We start from the raw sequence: 19124 nt of genomic DNA, 5'->3' as shown, positions 1-19124 counted from the left end.
CCTAAGGTTCGCGCATTATGTCTTTGTAACTCAGTTGGCAAAATTGGCTGCTGGCGGTTCAATTACAAGTCGGCGGGATGCTGTTTCGGAAGCACCAAGCGCGGAATCAAAAGCCTTCGGCGCTCGCGAATCCCGAGCGACCACATTCGCAGCCACTTTCGACGATCATCATCGGTTGCACCTGCGGGCCAGGGAGAAAACCTCGACTATGCGGCACGGCAAGGCGAGGCACTGCCTGTGCTTGCGCGGGTCCATGAATCCATGGAAGGCAACGACATCGGGTTACCGGCTCAGGCGCCGCTCGCGAAAGCTTCGGCTGTCCGCAACATCACTGGCCGACGCTTGTTTGCTACACTGAGAACGTTGTCGTACTGCCGGAAAGCAACGCGCCAGCGCGGAAAATCGGGCCGATTGGCCTAGGAATGTCGAACTGAATGTTTGTAGGTTCGCCCCGCGGCGCATTAGCGGCAGCCACGATGTATTCGCTATTCGGCACGGCTCGCCTGAGTGGTCTCGAACCTTATGCGTGACTCAAGGACACGCTCGGGACGTTGCCGTAGTATCCAGTCAATTGCGAGCACCCGCTGTTGCCGCTCGCCCTTCAAATGCCTTCACATTCATGGACCTTCTCGACTCGCTTCGGCAGGCGCCCAGCGCCGAGCTGTATCGCCTCTATCTCGCCATCGGCAAAATGCTCGATGACCCCAGACGGATTCTGGAAGTACGCCAACGTTTGCACCTCGGAATGGCTGTCAGTTACATCGCCGACAATCCGCTGGCCCCACCATTGCGGGGAACCGTCGTTGAGCTTCGACAAACCCAGGCGATCATTCAGGACAATGCGAGCCGGCGCCGCTGGGCACTACCGTACGCGGCGATCATTCCCGACAGCGCGAGCGGTCCGATTCACCCCGAACCGGCGCCCCCGCCGCGCGCACAACGCGAAGAGTTCTTCGTCGGCGACACTGTTGGCTTCACCGACAAACACCTGAGCGAGCGTATCGGCACCATCGTCAGGCTGAACGCGAAAACTGCCTCGATTGCCGTGACAGACTTCGAAGGACACTGGCGTGTCTCATACGGCCTGCTGCGGCGTATTGTTGACCTGTAACGTTATCTAAGCCGATCACCATACGACATCATGGCGAAGACCAAAGTCAACGAGGAGCGTGAACATCGCATCGAGATGGAAGTAGTCGTCGACGCCTACAACGAGGAAGAGCGGGCGACGGCTTGGTACTGCTATCTCGAAGAACAGCTCGCGTTTCCATTCGAGGGGCACATTCGCAAGACCATGGCCGCTTCACCGTTGAGCTCAGGTGAAACCGTCTCCGTCATCGGGCTCGCCCATGAGGATCTTTGTTGCGTCGCCATTTTCGTACGGGTTCGGTCGAAGCAACGCGACGCCGTGGTACCCCTGGCCCAAATCGTCCCTGTGAACTCCGATGAGGCGACACAAGTAGCCGTCGCAGACTGGCATTACTGGCACGATCGAGGTTACGCGTTCTGACAACCACACAGTCCCGGCATTCCCCGACATCTCTCGCACAAGATTACCGGATCAGCGGGTTCCGTGAATGATTAGTGATCAACTGCGAACGAAGTCTCCGACCATTCGTCCTTTAGTCCTTTAGTCCATTAGCCAAACCGACTCATCAAGCTGAACCTCGTTGAGGTTATTACCCTCCCCGCCCCTATCCACGACAATGAAGTCGCTGACTTCATCAAGGGCGATCAACGGATGATGCCAGACGCCCTTGGCATAATTCACCCCTTGCCATCCGCGAGTAACGAACCCACGAATAGCAGATTCATCAAGCTCCCCAGCCGGCGCAACAACAACCAGATACGGCCGATCGTTGAGCGGCAAAAACGCCTGACTCCCCAACGGATGCCGTTCGAGCATAGACACCTCAAACGGCAATACCCGCGGTTGCCCGCGAAACAGATTCACAAGCGGCCTGCCGCCCTCGTCTTCCACGTCGATCCGTGCAAGATCGTGGAAACGAATCGTTGTCCCGAGATTAATCGGGATCTGCTTCGCACCCTCGAGCTCGATGACATCGCCGAACGACTCGAACGCCGCCCGGGTCAGCGGTTCAATCAGCAATTTTTTCATCGCAGAGCCCGTGTCTTATTTACGTAGATCAAACAAGCGTGCTGAACAACCGCAACCGCGAAACTCCGCCGTCCGGATAAATGTTGAACCGCACATGTGTGACAGGACCCAACGCAGCCAGCTCCGACTCAAACACATGCTGCTTGTCCATCTGCAACTTCTGTTCGCCCAGCAGCACCGGCCAGAACATCGCCTGCGTGACAAGCGAGCTGTCCGTGCCACCCTTCACATACGCTGCCTGCAACGAACACCGGTCAGGATAATTGCCCTTGAAATGCGCCGTATCCACTTCGATCTTCTTGATTACGCCTGGTTGAGCAAGCGCCACGATGCACCAGTCGTTGCCCGGCTCACGACGACGCCGCGTCTCCCAGCCATCGCCCATATTTGCGCCGCGTCCCGGCATCAGCAAGGTCGAAGCCGGCCCGAAATGCTGGTTGTTCGCGCCAACAACGTACGCGCCGTTTTCCATCGCGGCGAGATCGAATAGCTCAGTGCGGCTGGCGCTGCTCCAGTCAAGCTGAGGCTGTCCATACACACGCAACCGCGCGATACCGCCGTCCGGGTAAATGTTCACACGCAGATGCGTGAACGGCTGCTCGCTGGCAATGTCCACGTAATGATGCGTGTTCCCTTGCAACGTCATGGACGGCACGACTTCCGTCCATTGCGTCGCTTGTGTCGGCGCGCCGTTCACCACGTGCGCACCCTCGATAGACGCAGCCGGCGGAAAGTTACCCGTGAAGTGACTCGTATCGATGTCAATACCCTTGATCACACCCGGCCGCGCCAGCTTCACCACGCACCAGTCGAACCCGCTCACCCGCTTGCGACGCGTTTCCCAGCCGTCCATCCACTTGCCGTTATCGTCGTATTTGCCCACGATAAACACCGCCGGCTCCGGATTGAGCATCCGCTCTTTTGGTGCGAAAAATTCGTCGCTGGCCTCGAGCGCTTGCGCGCCGAAGCGCGGGTCCGCGAGGTTCACATAACGGCGCGTGAATTCGGGCGCGTTGGCATCGAGTATGGGAGCGGCCATGGTGTTTCCTTATAAGGTCTTAATGGTGGTGCGCTGCGTTCAAACGTTCAGACGCCAAGCAAATCGTCGAGCCTGAAGCGCGCTATCCGGTAAATCTGCTGGAGACTTTCGCGTAACTCGATGTCGCGGCCGTGATGCAGGCGCGCCTCGAAGTTCGCGATAATGCCGTGGCGATCAAACCCGCGCACAGCCAGAATAAAGGGAAATCCAAACTTCTCACGGTACGCAGCGTTGAGCGCCTGCAATCTGTCGAACTCTTCCTGAGTGCAGAGATTGAGGCCGGCGCCGCTCTGCTCGCGCGTGGATTCGTCCGTGAGTTCTCCGCGCACTGCTGCCTTGCCGGCAAGCTCGGGGTGGGCGTTGATCAAGGCCAGTTGCCGTGTATTACCCGCCTGGTCGACGATCGTCGTCATGACGTCGTGAAGCTGGTCGATGCTCGTGAACGGCCGCTTCCCCAACGCCGCTTCGGGCACCCACGGGGAGTGTTCGAAGATACCGGAAAGCGTGTTGATAAACGCGCCGGCAGGCAGCGCATTGAGTTGGTCCAACGTGATCCGCACAATACTCATGACGCGCTCACTCCCGTCGTGCCTGCATACGGATGATGCTCGCGCCAATGCCGCGCAATATCGACCCGTCGCGTCACCCACACACGGTCGTATTGTTCGATGTGATCGAGGAAACGCTGCAGCGCACGGAAGCGTCCCGGGCGGCCCAGCAACCGGCAATGCATGCCGATGGACAACATTTTCGGCGCTTCGCTGCCTTCTTCGTAGAGCACGTCGAACGCGTCGCGCAAGTAGGTGAAAAACTGCTCCGCCGTGTTGAACCCTTGCGGCGTGGCAAAACGCATGTCGTTGGTGTCGAGCGTGTAAGGCACGATCAATTGCGGCGCCTTCGCGCCCCCACTGACCTCCACGTCCATCCAGAACGGCAGGTCGTCGCCGTAGTAATCCGAGTCGTACAGGAACCCGCCATGCTCAGCGACGAGCCGGTGCGTGTTCGGACTATCGCGTCCTGTGTACCAACCCAGCGGCCGCACGCCCGTCACGCGTTCAATAGCCTCCATGCCGAGACGCATGTGCTCCGCTTCCTTCTCCGGCGACATGTCCTGATAGTGGATCCACCGATACCCATGACACGCAATCTCATGCCCCAATTCGACAAACGCGCGCCCGAGATCCGGATAACGTTCGATCGCCATGCCCACGCCGAACACGGTAAGCGGCAAATCCCGCTTTTCGAACTCGCGAAGAATGCGCCAGACGCCGGCACGCGAGCCGTATTCGTAGATGGATTCCATGCTCATGTGACGAGACGGATACGCCGCCGCACCCACGATTTCCGACAAGAACTGTTCCGACGCCGGATCGCCATGAAGTACGCAGTTTTCCCCGCCTTCCTCGTAATTCAGCACGAATTGCACCGCAATGCGTGCGTTGCCGGGCCAATTCGGTTGCACGGGGTACCGGCCGTAGCCGATCAGGTCGCGTGGGTACTTCAATTCGTTCGACATGGCTGGATGAGTGCGTGAAAGTCGATGGAGCCGCACACGGTAAAAGACCCGCGCGACGATAGGCCAGTTTAGCGAAAACACATCGTCACGCCCATATTCATACGCAGATATTGCGGGTCAGGCGAGGTGTATGGTCCAGGCGTTTTATTGGGGTTTGCCCGGGCTATAAGGCGCTAGCGCGCCGTCATATTGCTTCGCTAGCGGGCGGGCATAGTCGCCTCGTTTCGACGTTCGCAGCTTTAGCGCAATCAACGCTTCCGCCCATTTCACCGCGGTCGTCACGCCCTCGATGACCGGCGCGCCGATCGCATCTTCAATCTCGTGGCAAAACTCGGCCATGCCTGCGCAGCCCAGGACGATCGACTCGGCATCGTCTTCCACCAAAGCCTTTCGACACTCTTCTATGATGATCGAGCGTGCGCTGGACCCGGGGATATCCAGGTCCAGTACCGCTACGTCGGTTGCACGGACGTTCTTACAGAAACGCTTCATGCCATAGCGCTCCGCCAGGTGCCAGGACATCGTGCAAGTGCGCTTCAAGGTGGTCACTACGCTGAAACTCGGCGCTATGACGCTTGCTGCATGCATTGCCGCTTCTGCAATGCCGATGACCGGGCCTCTGGACAACTCCCTGGCGGCATACAACGCAGGGTCGCCGAAGCAGGCAATGACATAACCGTCCATACCCTCTTTCTCACCCTTTTCAATCTCCTGCAACAAGGCTAGCGATGCGAGTGCTTCGTCGTAGTAACCCTCGATAGAGGGCGGCCCCATTGAAGCGCTTACGGAAACTATCTCCGTTCCTTTTGACGCTACTTCGCGGGCACAACGGTCCATCGCCAGCGTCATGCGTTCCGTTGTGTTCGGGTTGATCAGCTTGATACGCATTTGGTTCGTCCTTTAGTTCCTACAAGCATCATTTGATACGGATTACATAGTATCAATATAAACCCCTGCTTGCATTTGTTGCTCGCAGTGACCATCGCATCCCGCCCCGGGAAACCCCTATGCGATAGCCTGCCTGTCGCCCTGAATTCTTTACTAAGCGAAATTCGATACCGAGTTCTTGTCCGCAATGATCCTGTAGAACAACGCGCCCAACCCAGCACCTATGAACCACGAGAAGTTGCCGGCGCCTTCCAGGGACGGCAGCATCACACAGGCAACCGCGATGGCCGCTGCGGGCAAGAGTGCACCCACCGCGCGCCAGTTCACACCATTGCTATACCAGTAGCGGCCTGTCTCCGATGTCGTGTACAACTCCTCCACCTTGATGTTGCCACGCTTCATCAGATAAAAATCCACGATCAGCACGCCATACAACGGACCGATGAAACTGCCGAGCACATCGAGCGTGTAGTGGATCACAGCAGGGTTGTTGAACAGGTTCCAAGGGGTGATGAAGATCGATGCCACCGCGGCCATCATGCCGCCCATCCGCCAACTGATCAGGCGCGGTGCGACGTTCGAGAAGTCAAACGCCGGCGACACGAAATTCGCCACGATGTTGATACCAATGGTCGCGATCGTGAAAGTCAGCGCACCCAGGATCACCGCCGTCGGCTGATCGATACGCCCCACTGTTTCCACAGGGTCAGTGATCAACTGGCCAAAGACCGGCAAGGTCGCGGCGGTCGTGACGACCGTCACCAGCGAGAACGCCAGGAAGTTGATCGGCAAGCCCCAGAAGTTGCCGCGCTTCACGCTCTTGTAACTCTTGCAGTAACGCGAGAAGTCGCCGAAATTCAACATGGGTCCGGAGAAGTACGAGACCACCAGGGATATCGCCGTGATCATGACCGGCACCACTTCCATACCGTGATACTTCACGCCGCCCAGGTTCAGGCCAATGTTGCGCCAGCCCGCACGCCACACCATGTAACCAGCCAAAATGAACATCACCACGTAGACCGCCGGGCCTGCGAAGTCGATGAACTTCTTGATCATCTCCATCCCGCGCCAGAACACCACGGCCTGCAACACCCACAACACCATGAACCCGGCCCAGCCCACTGCCGAGAGCCCGGCAAAACCGTATTTGTGCACATCGGCATAAGGCATCCATTGGGGCACGAATTTCAGCACCACGATCACCAACGCGCTCGAGGCCAAAAACGTTTGGATTCCATACCATGCCACGGCGATCAAGCCACGAATCACAGCGGGAAGATTCGCCCCCAGCACGCCAAAGGTCACGCGACACGCCACCGGATACGGAACGCCCGCCTGCTGGCTCGGCTTGGCGATGAGGTTGCACAGCAGGTTCACAAAACCGATGCCGACAATCAATGAAACCAGCACCTGCCAGCTCGTCAGGCCCAACGCAAACAAGCTCCCCGCGAACACGTAACCACCCACGCTATGCACGTCGGACATCCAGAACGCAAAGATGTTGTACGCACTCCACGTCTGATGTTTGAGCGGCGCAAGGTCGTCGTTATAGAGCCGGTCGCTGTATCCGGCCGGATTATCAGGATTACTACCTGAATCGTCGCCGTAGGAAGGTATTGCAGCACTACCCGGGGTTGCACTGAACTGAACCATGACTTCTCCTTGAATGAGCTCGGCAATCAAGCCGCAAATAGTCGACTTCGTATAGCTTTCGTATAGCAATACGCACCGTCGCGTGGTCAACGCGCAGTGCTTTCTTGTCGGTATGGGCTACGCCGTCCTGTAGCCGCGGGCGAACCCGCGACCAGACGCAATTCATCCACTCGGCACGCGCAATAACGCGCATGCGTCCACGGAAAAGGCATGGTGAAAGTCCACGCATTCGTTGAATGCGGGCTTTTTAAATTCGTTTGGCTTTCAGATGTTGATAGTGCTGGTATTACTTCGCGCCCGGAGAGCGGTCGCGGTGTTGCTGCCGGTGAGGCTGATAATCCAGCCGAAAATCACGCGCTTTTATCGCGCTCACCAGCCTTCGGCTTCGAGAAAACTTCGCGCAAATCGACCGCGCCGCGTGCGGGCCGGTCCAGCATCTTCAGTTCGACTTCCTGCAAGTGCCGAGCCATCAGTTCGGCGGCCTTCGGTGCATCGCCGGCATCCAGTGCGACTAGGATCTGCTCGTGATCTTCAAAGCTGCACGAGCTTTGCCCAAGCGACTCATACAGCGCCGATATCAGCGTGGAGCGCGCCACAAGACCCGACAAGCATTCGCACAACACCGTATTGCCGGTAAGCTGCGCAAGCTCCTTATGGAACTCGCCGGACAGCCGTATCCAGGACGAGAAATCGCGACTCTCATAGGCCTTGCGTTCACGTCCGATCGTCGCGCTGATCGACTTGAGCCGGCGCGTGCCATGCCCGGTACAGATACGCTCGACGACCGCCATTTCGATGATTCGCCGCATCTCGAACACTTCATGCACTTCCTGCACCGAAGGGCTTGCGACGAACGCGCCACGATTCGGTTCAAGGTCCACGAGGCGCTCACTGGCAAGCTGCGCCAGCGCCAAGCGCACCGTGCCGCGTTTTACATCGAATACTTCGCACAACTGTGCTTCTGTCAGCTTCGCGCCTGGAGCGAGACGGTGTTCGAGAATGGCATCACGAATATTCGCCGCAATAGATTCCGCCGTCGCGGCGGCGACCGAAGCCGCAGTGCCGATGACGCTTACCTTCGACAAATCTTTCAGTTTCGTTTCGGACATGATCGTCTTCGCTCTATGTGATACATCTTATGACGGACATAAAAACTGTCAACAATTTCAGAAACTTTTTTTATTTGCGGATGCATCATTTTTTCGACCTACTGATCGAATGCCCGTCCAGAAAGGCATTACACGATTTATCCAAGCAAATAAGACGACATCCGACGGACATATTGTTGACAATCCAATGCACGTTATTCGTGCGCACGCGCTCAAAACCGGTGCGCTGAACGAAAAAAAGCGCCCTTCCGGACGCTCGTTCGACTCGCATGAAAACCCGCTACGCCAAGTACGGATAGTCAGAAAGCTTCATTTCAAAACCGTGCGATCGAGCCACGAGGTGCGCGGTCGCACCGAACGGCAACGTCAGCAATTCGGGCACGTGCCCGAATTGCAACCCCGTCACAACAGGAATTCGGATCACCGACCTGACCTGTTCTAGCATCGTCTCGAACGTATAGCCGTTGTCGTACTCCGACAGCTTTCCGCCCGTGAATTCGCCCAGCACCAGTGCCTGTTGCCGCGCGAGAATCCCTGACTGATGCAGTTGGTAAATCATGCGTTCAACGCGATAAGGATGCTCGTTCACATCTTCGATGAACAGGATCCCGCCCTCCACCGGCGGCATGTATCGCGTGCCGATCAGCGACGCAATAATCGCCAGATTGCCACCCCACAACATGCCGGTGACATCGACGGACTGGGCCTGCGGCACGTGGCTGGTCACCTTGAACGACGAGTGCGTGATCGCGTTCCAGAAATGCTCCATCATGAACGCGCTCGGTTCTTCCGCGCCGAAATCGGCGGCCAGCATTGGACCGCCAAATGTCTTCACGCCTGCCAGGGAGTACAGCGCCAGCTGGATCGCGGTGAAGTCGCTATGGCCGACAATCGCAATCGGCTGGTCTTGCAAGCGGCGCTGCAAGCCCTCGTAATCCAGGCCATGAAGAATGCGTGAAGCACCGTAACCGCCGCGCACCGCCAATACGATGTCAGGCAGAGGACGCGACGAATCGGCAAGCCGGTTCAGGTCCGCGGCGCGTTCGCCGTCAGTGCCGCCGAAGCGTTGAAAACGACGGTGCGCCACCGACACATTCCCCAGCCGATGCCCCTGCGCGCGCAGGCGCTCCATCGCGCGTCCAACCACTTCAGAGTCGGGGTACCCCGAAGGTGCGACGAGATCGATGGTACGGGTCGGGTGGGTCATGAGCGAATGGAAAGTGGATCGATGGAATCGGGTGGTACGGCGTTGCGGGCATCGCGCGCTTCACGCACGGCGCGCCGGCGTTCGGCAAAAAAGCTGCGCAACGCATTGGCGCATTCGTCGCCAAGCACCCCGCCGGTGACGCTCGTATGGTGGTTCAGATTGCCGATGGCGAATGCATCGACCACGCTCCCACACGCGCCCGTCTTCGGATCGTGCGCGCCGAACACCACGCGGGCAATCCTCGCGTGCATGATCGCGCCGGCGCACATGATGCAGGGCTCGAGCGTGACGTAGAGTTCGCAACCCGGCAACCGGTAGTTTTCAAGCGCGAGGGACCCCGCGCGCAACGCGGCCATTTCGGCGTGCGCCGAGGGATCATGCGCACCGATCGGATGATTGAAGCCGGTCGCGATGACGTCATCGCCACGAACCAGAACCGCGCCGACCGGCACTTCGCCCAACGCACGCGCCTGCTCCGCAGCGCCTTGCGCGAGCGCCATGAAACGGCGGTCGCGTTCCGCGGCAGCCGTCAAGGCGAGATCGGTTGGGGATGCGGGAGTCACTTTGCGGTTGCCTCGAACCCTGCATTTCTCTCGTTCTCCGAGAGCCGCTCGGACAAACGCTCAGCAATGCGCCGCCGATATTCCAGCGGCACGACGGTGCTGCTGCCGCGCAAGGATTCCAGCGCCATGTCGAGCGCCAGCATTTTTGCTTGCAGCTTGCGGCTGCTCGCCGGATCTCCGGTGCTGCCAGCTTCGTGTTGCAGATCCCGAAGCGCGCGCAAATGTTCGACAGCCGGCGGCACGAAACCGGCATTCTTCATAATGCGGTTGGCGACGCGGACCTCATCGGGGACCAGGGCGTCGTCGTCGAACTCGAGGGGCTCGCCCGCGCCAGGCAGATTGTCGAACTCGCCGCGCGCGGCAGCAGCCGAAATTCGCTGTTCAACCAGGGCATCTAGCAGTTTCATCAGCGTCTTGGGTGCCGGCGACCGGTCTGTCGAACGTTTGTCGGAGAACGTTATCGAGCAGCAGGATCAAGCCGGATTGTCACGTTTTGAGGGTTGCGCTTCGCGGTGTCATTCACTTTCAAATGAGCCGCCGGCTGCGTGGGAAGCCGGGTGAGCGATCCCGGCGCAACGCGCTTCGGGGATGCCTACTACCAAATTGGTATTCTATCAGGCGGCTTCCGCAGGGCGGTTCACGGCCGGCTCCGCGCACATTGCACAGCGTGACTAGGCCGGATCGACGGCCTTGCGTCGATACCCTTCCGTGGCGAGCAACAAGCTTCGTGTGTATTCATGCACCACGTTTTGCTCTCGGACCGCTTCAATGGGAAGCTGCTCCACGATCTCGCCATCGCGCATCACCGCGACCCGCTGGCATAGAAATCCGACCACCGCCATGTTGTGACTGACGAGGATCATCGTGAGTTGGCGTTCGCGATGCAAGCGCCGCAGCAGGTTCAGGATCTCCGCCTGTACGGACACGTCGAGCGCGGACGTCGGCTCGTCGAGCAGCAGGACACGCGGCTCCACGATCAACGCCCGCGCTATTGCAACGCGCTGGCGCTGGCCGCCCGACAACTGGTGGGCATACCGGAACCGGAACGCCGGCCCGAGGCCAACCTCGCGCAACGCGTCGAGAATGCGGGCATCGTGGCGATCCATGCCGTTGATGGTGAGCGGCTCCCGCAGCGTCTGGTCCACGGTAAAGCGCGGATACAGTGAACCGTACGGGTCCTGGAACACCATCTGCACTTCGCGCCTGAACGCACGGTCGATGTGTTTGCCGAGCGTATGGCGGCCAATCCGCATCGACCCGTTGGCGATAGGTACTAGCCCGGTCAATGCGCGAAGCACGGTCGATTTGCCGGAACCCGATTCGCCGACAAGTCCGAACACCTCGCCTTCATCTACATGAAACGTCGCCGAGCGAACTGCATCGGCGAAACCGGTTTTCGTTTTGAAGCGTACCTGTACCTCGTTTGCTTCGATCATGGCGCGACCTCGGCGAACCATGCGGGATCGCGTTGCAGCACCGGCAGCTCGTCCGGCGGATTGCGCAGCGGCGGACTTGCGGCCAGCAATCCGCGCGTGTACGGATGCTTTGCATGCGCAAGATCGCGCGCCGCGCAGGTCTCGACCACCCGTCCGCCAAACATCACCAGCACGCGGTCGCAAAACGACATCACCAGCGGCAGGTCGTGGCTGATGAAGATCAACCCGGTGTCGTGCTTCGCGATCATCTCGTCCAGCACCGACAACACCTGCATGGAGACGAGCACATCGAGCGCGCTGGTCGGTTCGTCGGCGATCAGCAACCGGGGGCCCGACGACACCATCATGGCAATCATCACGCGCTGGCCCATGCCGCCCGACAACTCGTGCGGATAGGCATCGGCAACTCGCTCTGGATCGCGGATATGCACTGCCTCCAGCGCGGCGACAATCCGCTCGCGCATGGCTTTCGCATTCAGCTTGGGCGACTGCCGCCCGAATGCCTCACGCATCTGCTGCGCGACGGTCATCACCGGATTCAGCGAATACTTCGGGTCCTGCAGGATCATGCTCATCTGCGTGCCGCAAAGGCGTCGCCGCTCCTTCGGGCGCAGGGCGAGCAGGTCGTGGTTATCGAGCCGCATGGCGTCGGCCGACCAATGTGCCGATGCAGGCAGCAGCCCGAGCAACGCGCGTCCGGTCAGCGATTTCCCCGACCCCGACTCGCCGACGATACCCAGTCGCTCACCCTTAGCGAGCGTCAGGGAAATGCCGCGCACCGCTTCGGTCAGCGTGCCGTCGTGGCCCTCGAACGCTATGCGCAGGTTATCGATTTCACAGAGGGTATCGGCTGGCATGTCAGCTTCCTTGACGGGGATCGAAGACATCGCGCAGACCATCGCCGAGCAGGTTGAACGCGAGACTCACGAGCAGGATGGCGATGCCGGGGATGGTTGCGACCCACCATGCGTCGAGCAGTACGCCGCGCCCCGACGCCACCATGAAACCCCACTCCGGACTCGGCGGCTGCGCACCGAGCCCGAGAAAGCCGAGTCCCGCGACCGTCAGGATGATGCCGGCCATGTCGAGCGTCGCGCGCACGATCACCGACGACGAACACAGCGGGACAATGTAGCGCAGCAAGATCCGCATGGACGACGCCCCTTGCAAGCGCGCGACGTGGATGAAATCGGCCTGCACCAGCCGCAGCGTTTCGGCGCGCGCGAGGCGTGCATACGGTGGCCACGCGGTGATCGAGATCGCAATCACCGCGTTGATCACGCCCGGTCCGAGCGCCGCCGCGAACGCAAGCGCCAGCACGATCTTCGGAAACGCGAGCGCGATATCGGTCAGTCGCATCAGGACGGTATCGACGAAACCACCGCAGAAACCCGCCGTTGTACCGATCAGCAAACCCACCGGGACGACCAGCACCACGACCAGGATTGCGATGCTCAAGGTCAGGCGCGAGCCGATCACGAGCCGCGCGAGAATGTCGCGGCCGAGTTGATCGGTGCCGAACCAGTGCGATGGAGAACCGGGCGGCAACAACCGGTCGCTGAGCACTTGCCGCAACGGATCATGCAGCGGCAATAACGGGCCGATCGCGGCGATCACAATCATCAGTATCAGGATCACCAGCCCGAACACGCTTAGCGGGTTGCTTGCGAAACGCCGCCAGCGACGGTACGCCAAGCCCAACGCAGCCTGCCTGCGCGATGCGGGCGTATCCGTGAGAAGCCACGCACGCCACTCCCCGCGCGCCGGCTTCATTGTCTGAGTGGAATTGTCTGTGGATGGAAGCACGTCATGAGCCTTTGGCATTCATCGGGCACGCGGATCGAACACGCGATACAGCGCGTCGGTCAGCAGATTGAGCGTGATGAACGTGGCGCCAATCACGAGTGTGCTGCCCAGCACCGCATTCATGTCGGCGTTGAGCAACGCACCGGTGAGATAAGAACCTATGCCCGGCCACGCGAACACGATCTCCGTCAGCACGGAGCCTTCCAGCAGATAGCTATAAGCAAGCGCGATCACGGTCAACAGCGGTACCGCGATGTTGCCGAATGCGTGGCGCCAGATCACGCGGCGCTCACTCAATCCCATCGCGCGGGCCGTCACAATGTATTCCTGACTCAACTGCTCAAGCATGAACGATCGCGTCATGCGGCTCAGGTAGGCGATGGAATAGAACGCGAGAATAGCCGCGGGCAGCACGATATGAGAGAGGGCATTCTTGAACACGTCCCACTCGCCCGCCAGAATGGAGTCGACCAGCAGGCTGCCCGTGCGAGTATCGACCAGACCGTCGTATAGCGGGTCGATACGGCCCGGCCCGGATACCCAATGCAATTTGGCGTAGAACAGCAGCAAGCCCATCAGCGCGAGCCAGAACACCGGCAGCGAGCTGCCCGCCAGGCCGATGAAACGCGCGATGTGATCGATCCAGCGGTTATGCCGCACAGCGGCCGCGACGCCCAGCGGCACGCCAATCACGATGCCCATGAACGTCGACAGCGTGGCAAGTTCGAGCGTGGCGGGGAAGACGCGCTTGATGTCGTCTATCACCGGGTTCGATGTCAGCAGCGACATGCCCAGGTCGCCGTGCAGCACATCGCGTACGTAGATCAGGAACTGGACGATCAAGGGCTTGTCGAGCCCCAGCGCCACGCGCGCCGTTGCATAGGCCTGCGCCGACGCGCGCTCGCCCAGCATCGCGAGCAACGGATCGATTGGTATCTTCCTTCCGATAAAAAACGTCACCCCAAGCAACCCGATGAAGGTCACGGCGAGCATCAGCAGCCAGCGCATGAACAGCCACGTCCGGCGCACACCGGCGTGGCGGGTCAGCACTAGTTGCAGGCGCTGAAACGCGGTGAGTTGTGCAGCCACGCTTACTGTTTCTTCACGTCACGGTACGACACGAGGTCGAAGATCGGCCCGACTTCCAGGCCCGTCACGCCCGGCCGCGCCGCGACTTGCGAGACCTTCTGGAACATGATCACGAATGGCGAGTTCGCGAGAAACTCCTTCTGCATCGCTTCATAGCGTTGCGCGCGCTTTGCCGTCGATGATTCCTCCAGCGCCGCCTGCGTCTCCTTCGTCAATTGCGGAATGTCCCACGCGTTGCGCCACGCGAGCATCTTGAAGGCCGATTTATCGGAGTTGTCCGGGTTCCACGCGAAGCCCTGCGCGTTGCTATGCGGATCGATGTAATCCGCCGACCACTCGCCAATATAAATATCATGCTGACGCGCGCGATACTTCCCAAGGGTCTGCTTGTTATCGCTTGAGATCAGTTCGACCTTGATACCGCCCTGCGCCAGGTTCGCCTGCACCGCCTGCGCGATCTCGCCGTACGGCGAGTCGTTGCGCACATCCATCTTTACCGTGAAGCCGTTCGGGACACCGGCTTTTGCCAGCAGCGCCTTCGCCTTCGCTACGTCCTGGTGATACGGATTGATGTTCAGCGCACCGAGGAAACCTTCGGGCAGGAAGGTCTCGTGCACCTTGTACGTGGTCCGCACGATGTTCTGCTGAATGCCGTTGTAATCGATCAGCCATTTCATGGCTTCCTGTACATCGGGCTTCGCCAGGTTCGGGTTCTTGTTGTTCAGGCCAAGGTACATCAGCGTCGCTTGCGGCACGGACGTCACGCGAATCGTGCCCTTCTTGGTCAGCGTCGCGAGGTCGTCGGAACTCAGGTCACGCGCGATATCGATATCGCCGTTCTCGATCATCAGCCGCTGGCTCGATGCTTCGGGAACATGCCGCAGCACGATCCGTTTCATCGCAAGCGGCACACGATAACCATCGAAACGTTGCAGCACGATGCTGTCGTTCGCGGTCCACTTCACCAGCTTGTATGCGCCCGATCCCGCCTCGTTTGTCTTGAGCCACTCATTGCCGAAATCGTTACCCTTCGCGTGCGATTCAAGCAACTTCCTGTCGAGCACGGAGGCCGGCCACGAGCCCAGTACGTTCAACACGAACGTGGGCGCGTACTTCTGGTCGGTGGTGATCGATACGGTGCTGTCGTCGATTTTCTTCACGTTCTGCAGCGCGTTTTCTTTCGTCAGGCCAATGCCGGCCAGCACGGCGGCCGCGCCTTTATCGAGTAACGCGGTGCGCTGGATCGACCACGCGACGTCGTCGGCGGTGAGCGGATTACCCGAGTGGAACTTGAGCCCGGAGCGAATCTTGAAGGTGAACGTGAGGCCGTCCGGGCTCACTGCCCAGGATTGAGCAACGTCGCCGTTGAAGTGGGCCGGGTCCTTCAGGTCAACGCGAATCAGGCGATCATAGGTATTGGCGACGTATTCCTGCGGCACCAGTTCGTAGATCTCGCCCGGGTCGAGCGTGGTGAACTCATCGAGTAAAGTGGCCATGACCAGCATGTCCTTCGGCGTGGCTGCTTCGGCCATTCGCGTGCCGGCAAGCATCAGAGTGGACACTGCCGCGATAGCTGCCAACGCGTTGCACAAAACCCGTTTCATACTTGCTCCGTGAGGGATGTTGATGAGATGTTCTGCGCGTTCCGTGTGGTGACTCCGTGCGGTTACATCAGGCGCAAGGGGCCGCTGTCGGCGTTGTCGATCAGGTCCAGTGCGCGCGAGCCGGGCAATTCGTAATGCCACCACTCGCTGTGAATATGGATGAAGCCGGCGCCATGCATCACGCCAAGCAACAACGTGCGGTTGCGCTGCACATGCTCTGGCAAACCCGGATGGAAGTGTTCGGAAGCGACCGACATCTCGTCGAAACCTGTGCCCATATCGAGGTCCTGGCCTTGAGAATCGACCAGTGTCAGGTCGATCGCGGTGCCGCGGCTATGGTTCGAGCCGCGCTGAAGGTCTGCTATGTAGGTCGGGTCGGGAAGGAAGTCCCAGAGTACTTGCTGGGCTTGCGGCGGACGGTAGGCGTCAAATATTTTCAGCGTCATACCGATGTTGGCCGCCAGCTCGACGGCTTTCTTCAGGGCGGCTTCGGCGGGAGCCAGTAGCAAGCAATGTGCCGTCTTGTAGATCGGCTTGCCTGTCAGGTTTCGATCGGTTGCGTAGACCAGGTCAATCGCGACGCGGTGCGTTTCAGGAGAGATTCTCAGCAGACGGTGATCGGGCATCGGCGGCGTTGGTTTCGAGGCTCACGAGTTCGTGCGGTGCCGTTATTGTTTATCAAAATGAGTGGTTTGGGGGTGAATGTGGCGGACATGCCGCACTTGGTCGATAAATGCCACATTCGCGCATGGCCATTGGGCCGCTCGTAGTCGGGGCATGGCAACAGGTCGAGATCATGGTCGGGAAGCTATCGCCGACGGTCGCACTTGTCCCAGATCACCAGATTCTCGATTAGAACCCGCCAAAAATACAGGGATTGGGTTCGGAAGAAGACATGGGCGGAAATGGCTGCACGCTCGGTGACGCTCAACTAGGGGGACGGATGCGCTGAGGGCCGCAGTCTGCTGGCAACTCAGGCGGATTGAGTGGTGATTTTGCCTTGCCAGGCTTTAAGGTCTTGCGGATACCGGAAGTATCGACAGAAGGTGAAAGCACAATCGAAAGCGGTTCGACCACACCCGCAGAACCGCTTTCGATGCTCATGCAAACTACTGCACAGATTACTGCGCCATCGCGCCCGAAGCCGGATGGCCCATTGCGTCGTTCTTTTTCATCTTGTCGTCCTTCTTCATCGTGTCCTTGGACATCGAGTCTTTCGACATTGCATCCTTGGACATGGTGTCCTTCGACATCGAATCGTGGGCCATTGCATCGCTTGCCTGGGCGAACGCCATGGAGCCGCTCAGGGCCAACGTTGCTGCGAGTGCTGCAGTGATGAACAGTTTCATATAAACCTCTTGCTGGAGTAAAAGTAACCGGTCATGCCGGGGTGAATCGAAGTACCTGACGCCGCGATATGTCTCGATCCTTCGTGACGTCAGGAACCTCCGAACCAGTTGTAGCCCTGATCGACCCAATAGCCGCCAGGGAATTTGTTAGTGACGAAGATCTCCATGATGTGCTTCGGATTTTTATAGCCCAATTTTGTAGGCATCCTTAGTTTCATCGGATAGCCATATTTTGGCGGCAGTTGCTGGCCATCAAAGGTGAACGCCAGCAGCGTCTGCGAATGCAGGGCGGTCGGCATATCGATGCTTTCGTAGTAGTCGTCCGCGCACTTGAAACCGACGTATTTCGCCGATGTATCCGCGCCCACTTGCTTCAGGAACTCCGAGAACGGCGTGCCGCCCCAGCGTCCGATCGCGCTCCACCCTTCCACGCAGATATGCCGCGTGATCTGCTCGGCTTTCGGCAATGCGTAAAGCTCGGGCAAGCTCCACGTTTTCGTGTTCTGCACCAACCCGCTTACTTTCAGGCGGAAGTCGGAACCATCGACAACAGGAGCATCGTCAATGCCGTAGAACGCGTTGAATGGAAACGGCCGCGTGATCTGTGCTTCCGTGTATGTCGGCGCGAGACGGTTCGGATCGAAGAGCCAGCCTTGCACGGTATCGTTCAGGCGAGACACACGGCTGAGGAAGGTCTCGACGGATTTGTCGTCCGAGATACTGCAACCGGCCAACATGGCCAGGCCGCCGAGCGTCACAATGCGCTTGCCGAAGAGGCGGCGGGACGGCATGTCGAGTTCGCGGCGAACGTCGATGATCAGCGACTCGCGATCTACGCTCACGCGGTTTGGCTTGACGGGTTTCATGATCGAGATTCCTCGAGTCCTTAAGTTATCTTTTAATCGGGCGTGTTCGCACAGCCGTGTTAGCGACCGCGAATCATCGTAAGCAGCGAACGCGGCACCAGTGAAACCATTACCAGATGCACGACAATGAACGCCGCCAGCAACGACATGGCCGAAAAATGCACGACACGCGCAAAGTCATAACCGCCCATCAATTCGCGCAGCAGCGGAAACTGCACCGACTTCCAGATTGCAAGGCCAGACAGGATCAGCACGGCAATATCGAGCATCACGAACAGGTACGCGAACTTCTGCACCGCGTTGTATTTGCTCGGGTCGGCATGCGATAAATGTCCCTTAAGCGCCTCGCCCAGGTCATGCAAAATGGCACGCGGCGAGAGCGGAAAAAACTTGCGTTTGATGCGCCCTGTGACAATGTTCATCGCGAGGTAAAAGAGACCGTTGAAGAACAGTAGCCACATGGCCGCGAAATGCCATTGCAAAGCGCCACCAAGCCATCCACCCAACGTGATACCCGGCGGAATCACAAAACCCTTGAATACCGGCGATGCATCGTAGATCCGCCATCCCGAGAGCATCATCAGGATCGCCGCGAGCGCGTTCAGCCAGTGCGTGATTCGTACCCAGACCGGCTGAATGGTCCGCGAGGGAATGCTTACGCGCCTCGTTTCATGTGTTGCGTTCATCTGGGCCTCCATGACTAGTTTCCATGGGCGGGGAAAAAACGCCGCCAAGTGCATCTTGTGCAACTCGCTTTCTTGATCCGTTCCTCTATCGTCTGCAAGAGGCCTTCAGAAGCAGGTCGTTGGTTGCTAGTTAATTCGCTCCGAATGCGCGGCGGGTTACATCGCCCGACGAAATATTTCAAGAACACGAA

General features: G+C 59.1%; 22 protein-coding genes. 2 read left to right on the top strand and 20 right to left on the bottom strand.

The window, feature by feature from the left end; genetic code table 11:
• The first annotated feature begins 619 nt into the window (after positions 1-619).
• Both FH08_RS0141975 and FH08_RS0141970 read left to right on the top strand, forming a co-directional pair.
• Positions 620-1111, top strand: a complete 492-nt coding sequence (locus FH08_RS0141975) for a hypothetical protein (RefSeq protein WP_031364095.1) — start codon at positions 620-622, stop codon at positions 1109-1111.
• 30 nt (positions 1112-1141) lie between these two features.
• Positions 1142-1510: a calcium-binding protein gene (locus tag FH08_RS0141970; RefSeq protein ID WP_031364094.1), complete on the top strand. Its 369-nt coding sequence runs from the start codon at positions 1142-1144 to the stop codon at positions 1508-1510.
• 120 nt (positions 1511-1630) lie between these two features.
• Here FH08_RS0141970 and FH08_RS0141965 read toward each other — a convergent pair whose 3' ends face one another.
• The 20 genes from FH08_RS0141965 to FH08_RS0141875 form a co-directional block, all read right to left on the bottom strand.
• Positions 1631-2119 (bottom strand): ureidoglycolate lyase, encoded by a 489-nt coding sequence (locus FH08_RS0141965; protein WP_031364093.1) that lies wholly within the window; start codon positions 2117-2119, stop codon positions 1631-1633.
• Positions 2120-2147: 28 nt separating this feature from the next.
• Positions 2148-3158 (bottom strand): allantoicase, encoded by a 1011-nt coding sequence (gene alc / locus FH08_RS0141960; protein WP_031364092.1) that lies wholly within the window; start codon positions 3156-3158, stop codon positions 2148-2150.
• Positions 3159-3205: 47 nt separating this feature from the next.
• Complete coding sequence (gene uraD, locus FH08_RS0141955) at positions 3206-3727, bottom strand: 2-oxo-4-hydroxy-4-carboxy-5-ureidoimidazoline decarboxylase (protein ID WP_031364091.1); 522 nt, start codon at positions 3725-3727, stop codon at positions 3206-3208.
• Entirely contained in the window at positions 3724-4674 is a 951-nt protein-coding gene (gene puuE, locus FH08_RS0141950; protein WP_031364090.1) for an allantoinase PuuE, read from the bottom strand. The genes uraD and puuE overlap by 4 nt, the downstream gene beginning before the upstream one ends.
• A 144-nt stretch (positions 4675-4818) precedes the next feature.
• Complete coding sequence (locus FH08_RS0141945; protein ID WP_031364089.1) at positions 4819-5562, bottom strand: aspartate/glutamate racemase family protein; 744 nt, start codon at positions 5560-5562, stop codon at positions 4819-4821.
• A 153-nt stretch (positions 5563-5715) separates the two neighbouring features.
• Positions 5716-7218, bottom strand: coding sequence for an NCS1 family nucleobase:cation symporter-1 (locus tag FH08_RS0141940; protein WP_031364088.1), 1503 nt, complete (start codon positions 7216-7218; stop codon positions 5716-5718).
• 350 nt (positions 7219-7568) lie between these two features.
• Positions 7569-8327: a GntR family transcriptional regulator gene (locus tag FH08_RS0141935; RefSeq protein ID WP_031364087.1), complete on the bottom strand. Its 759-nt coding sequence runs from the start codon at positions 8325-8327 to the stop codon at positions 7569-7571.
• 280 nt (positions 8328-8607) lie between these two features.
• Positions 8608-9534, bottom strand: coding sequence for a muramoyltetrapeptide carboxypeptidase (ldcA, locus tag FH08_RS0141930; RefSeq protein WP_031364086.1), 927 nt, complete (start codon positions 9532-9534; stop codon positions 8608-8610).
• Positions 9531-10097 (bottom strand): tRNA adenosine(34) deaminase TadA, encoded by a 567-nt coding sequence (gene tadA, locus FH08_RS0141925; RefSeq protein ID WP_051888936.1) that lies wholly within the window; start codon positions 10095-10097, stop codon positions 9531-9533. Before tadA ends, ldcA begins: the two co-directional genes overlap by 4 nt.
• Positions 10094-10504 (bottom strand): DnaJ family domain-containing protein, encoded by a 411-nt coding sequence (locus tag FH08_RS0141920; protein WP_031364084.1) that lies wholly within the window; start codon positions 10502-10504, stop codon positions 10094-10096. The genes tadA and FH08_RS0141920 overlap by 4 nt, the downstream gene beginning before the upstream one ends.
• Positions 10505-10768: 264 nt before the next feature.
• Positions 10769-11533, bottom strand: a complete 765-nt coding sequence (locus FH08_RS0141915; RefSeq protein ID WP_031364083.1) for an ABC transporter ATP-binding protein — start codon at positions 11531-11533, stop codon at positions 10769-10771.
• A complete protein-coding gene (locus FH08_RS0141910; RefSeq protein ID WP_031364082.1) occupies positions 11530-12390 on the bottom strand; it encodes an ABC transporter ATP-binding protein in 861 nt (286 codons plus the stop codon). Before FH08_RS0141910 ends, FH08_RS0141915 begins: the two co-directional genes overlap by 4 nt.
• 1 nt (position 12391) lies before the next feature.
• Entirely contained in the window at positions 12392-13306 is a 915-nt protein-coding gene (locus FH08_RS0141905; RefSeq protein ID WP_031364081.1) for an ABC transporter permease, read from the bottom strand.
• A gap of 51 nt (positions 13307-13357) precedes the next feature.
• Positions 13358-14347: an ABC transporter permease gene (locus tag FH08_RS0141900; protein WP_152603056.1), complete on the bottom strand. Its 990-nt coding sequence runs from the start codon at positions 14345-14347 to the stop codon at positions 13358-13360.
• 83 nt (positions 14348-14430) lie between these two features.
• The gene (locus FH08_RS0141895) at positions 14431-16032 is read right to left on the bottom strand and encodes an ABC transporter substrate-binding protein (RefSeq protein WP_031364079.1); all 1602 of its coding nucleotides are present in this window, start codon (positions 16030-16032) and stop codon (positions 14431-14433) included.
• Between the two features lie 62 nt (positions 16033-16094).
• Positions 16095-16658, bottom strand: a complete 564-nt coding sequence (ddpX, locus tag FH08_RS0141890; RefSeq protein WP_031364078.1) for a D-alanyl-D-alanine dipeptidase — start codon at positions 16656-16658, stop codon at positions 16095-16097.
• 301 nt (positions 16659-16959) lie between these two features.
• On the bottom strand, positions 16960-17136 hold the full coding sequence (locus tag FH08_RS52785; protein ID WP_160172553.1) for a hypothetical protein: 177 nt from the start codon (positions 17134-17136) through the stop codon (positions 16960-16962).
• Positions 17137-17153: 17 nt separating this feature from the next.
• Positions 17154-17381: a pentapeptide MXKDX repeat protein gene (locus FH08_RS0141885; protein WP_031364077.1), complete on the bottom strand. Its 228-nt coding sequence runs from the start codon at positions 17379-17381 to the stop codon at positions 17154-17156.
• Positions 17382-17470: 89 nt separating this feature from the next.
• Positions 17471-18247: a molybdopterin-dependent oxidoreductase gene (locus FH08_RS0141880; RefSeq protein WP_031364076.1), complete on the bottom strand. Its 777-nt coding sequence runs from the start codon at positions 18245-18247 to the stop codon at positions 17471-17473.
• A gap of 59 nt (positions 18248-18306) precedes the next feature.
• Complete coding sequence (locus FH08_RS0141875; RefSeq protein WP_031364075.1) at positions 18307-18933, bottom strand: cytochrome b/b6 domain-containing protein; 627 nt, start codon at positions 18931-18933, stop codon at positions 18307-18309.
• Positions 18934-19124 lie beyond the last annotated feature (191 nt).

Origin of the sequence: Caballeronia sordidicola (genome assembly GCF_000729995.1) — a bacterium.
Taxonomy (GTDB): Bacteria; Pseudomonadota; Gammaproteobacteria; order Burkholderiales; family Burkholderiaceae; genus Caballeronia; species Caballeronia sordidicola_A.
Note: the sequence above shows the minus strand (reverse complement) of the source record. Positions and strands in the feature narration are given on the sequence as shown.

What these genes read in the sequence shown, in the direction of transcription:
- FH08_RS52785 (WP_160172553.1), bottom strand. Translation starts at nt 17,136, where the DNA reads ATGAGCATCGAAAGCGGTTCTGCGGGTGTGGTCGAACCGCTTTCGATT.
- FH08_RS0141875 (WP_031364075.1), bottom strand. Translation starts at nt 18,933, where the DNA reads ATGAACGCAACACATGAAACGAGGCGCGTAAGCATTCCCTCGCGGACC.
- FH08_RS0141970 (WP_031364094.1), top strand. Translation starts at nt 1,142, where the DNA reads ATGGCGAAGACCAAAGTCAACGAGGAGCGTGAACATCGCATCGAGATG.
- FH08_RS0141975 (WP_031364095.1), top strand. Translation starts at nt 620, where the DNA reads ATGGACCTTCTCGACTCGCTTCGGCAGGCGCCCAGCGCCGAGCTGTAT.
- FH08_RS0141900 (WP_152603056.1), bottom strand. Translation starts at nt 14,347, where the DNA reads ATGCGCTGGCTGCTGATGCTCGCCGTGACCTTCATCGGGTTGCTTGGG.
- FH08_RS0141920 (WP_031364084.1), bottom strand. Translation starts at nt 10,504, where the DNA reads ATGAAACTGCTAGATGCCCTGGTTGAACAGCGAATTTCGGCTGCTGCC.
- FH08_RS0141940 (WP_031364088.1), bottom strand. Translation starts at nt 7,218, where the DNA reads ATGGTTCAGTTCAGTGCAACCCCGGGTAGTGCTGCAATACCTTCCTAC.
- FH08_RS0141945 (WP_031364089.1), bottom strand. Translation starts at nt 5,562, where the DNA reads ATGCGTATCAAGCTGATCAACCCGAACACAACGGAACGCATGACGCTG.
- FH08_RS0141885 (WP_031364077.1), bottom strand. Translation starts at nt 17,381, where the DNA reads ATGAAACTGTTCATCACTGCAGCACTCGCAGCAACGTTGGCCCTGAGC.
- FH08_RS0141915 (WP_031364083.1), bottom strand. Translation starts at nt 11,533, where the DNA reads ATGATCGAAGCAAACGAGGTACAGGTACGCTTCAAAACGAAAACCGGT.
- FH08_RS0141895 (WP_031364079.1), bottom strand. Translation starts at nt 16,032, where the DNA reads ATGAAACGGGTTTTGTGCAACGCGTTGGCAGCTATCGCGGCAGTGTCC.
- FH08_RS0141910 (WP_031364082.1), bottom strand. Translation starts at nt 12,390, where the DNA reads ATGCCAGCCGATACCCTCTGTGAAATCGATAACCTGCGCATAGCGTTC.
- FH08_RS0141965 (WP_031364093.1), bottom strand. Translation starts at nt 2,119, where the DNA reads ATGAAAAAATTGCTGATTGAACCGCTGACCCGGGCGGCGTTCGAGTCG.
- puuE (WP_031364090.1), bottom strand. Translation starts at nt 4,674, where the DNA reads ATGTCGAACGAATTGAAGTACCCACGCGACCTGATCGGCTACGGCCGG.
- ldcA (WP_031364086.1), bottom strand. Translation starts at nt 9,534, where the DNA reads ATGACCCACCCGACCCGTACCATCGATCTCGTCGCACCTTCGGGGTAC.
- FH08_RS0141880 (WP_031364076.1), bottom strand. Translation starts at nt 18,247, where the DNA reads ATGAAACCCGTCAAGCCAAACCGCGTGAGCGTAGATCGCGAGTCGCTG.
- ddpX (WP_031364078.1), bottom strand. Translation starts at nt 16,658, where the DNA reads ATGCCCGATCACCGTCTGCTGAGAATCTCTCCTGAAACGCACCGCGTC.
- FH08_RS0141935 (WP_031364087.1), bottom strand. Translation starts at nt 8,327, where the DNA reads ATGTCCGAAACGAAACTGAAAGATTTGTCGAAGGTAAGCGTCATCGGC.
- FH08_RS0141905 (WP_031364081.1), bottom strand. Translation starts at nt 13,306, where the DNA reads ATGAAGCCGGCGCGCGGGGAGTGGCGTGCGTGGCTTCTCACGGATACG.
- alc (WP_031364092.1), bottom strand. Translation starts at nt 3,158, where the DNA reads ATGGCCGCTCCCATACTCGATGCCAACGCGCCCGAATTCACGCGCCGT.
- uraD (WP_031364091.1), bottom strand. Translation starts at nt 3,727, where the DNA reads ATGAGTATTGTGCGGATCACGTTGGACCAACTCAATGCGCTGCCTGCC.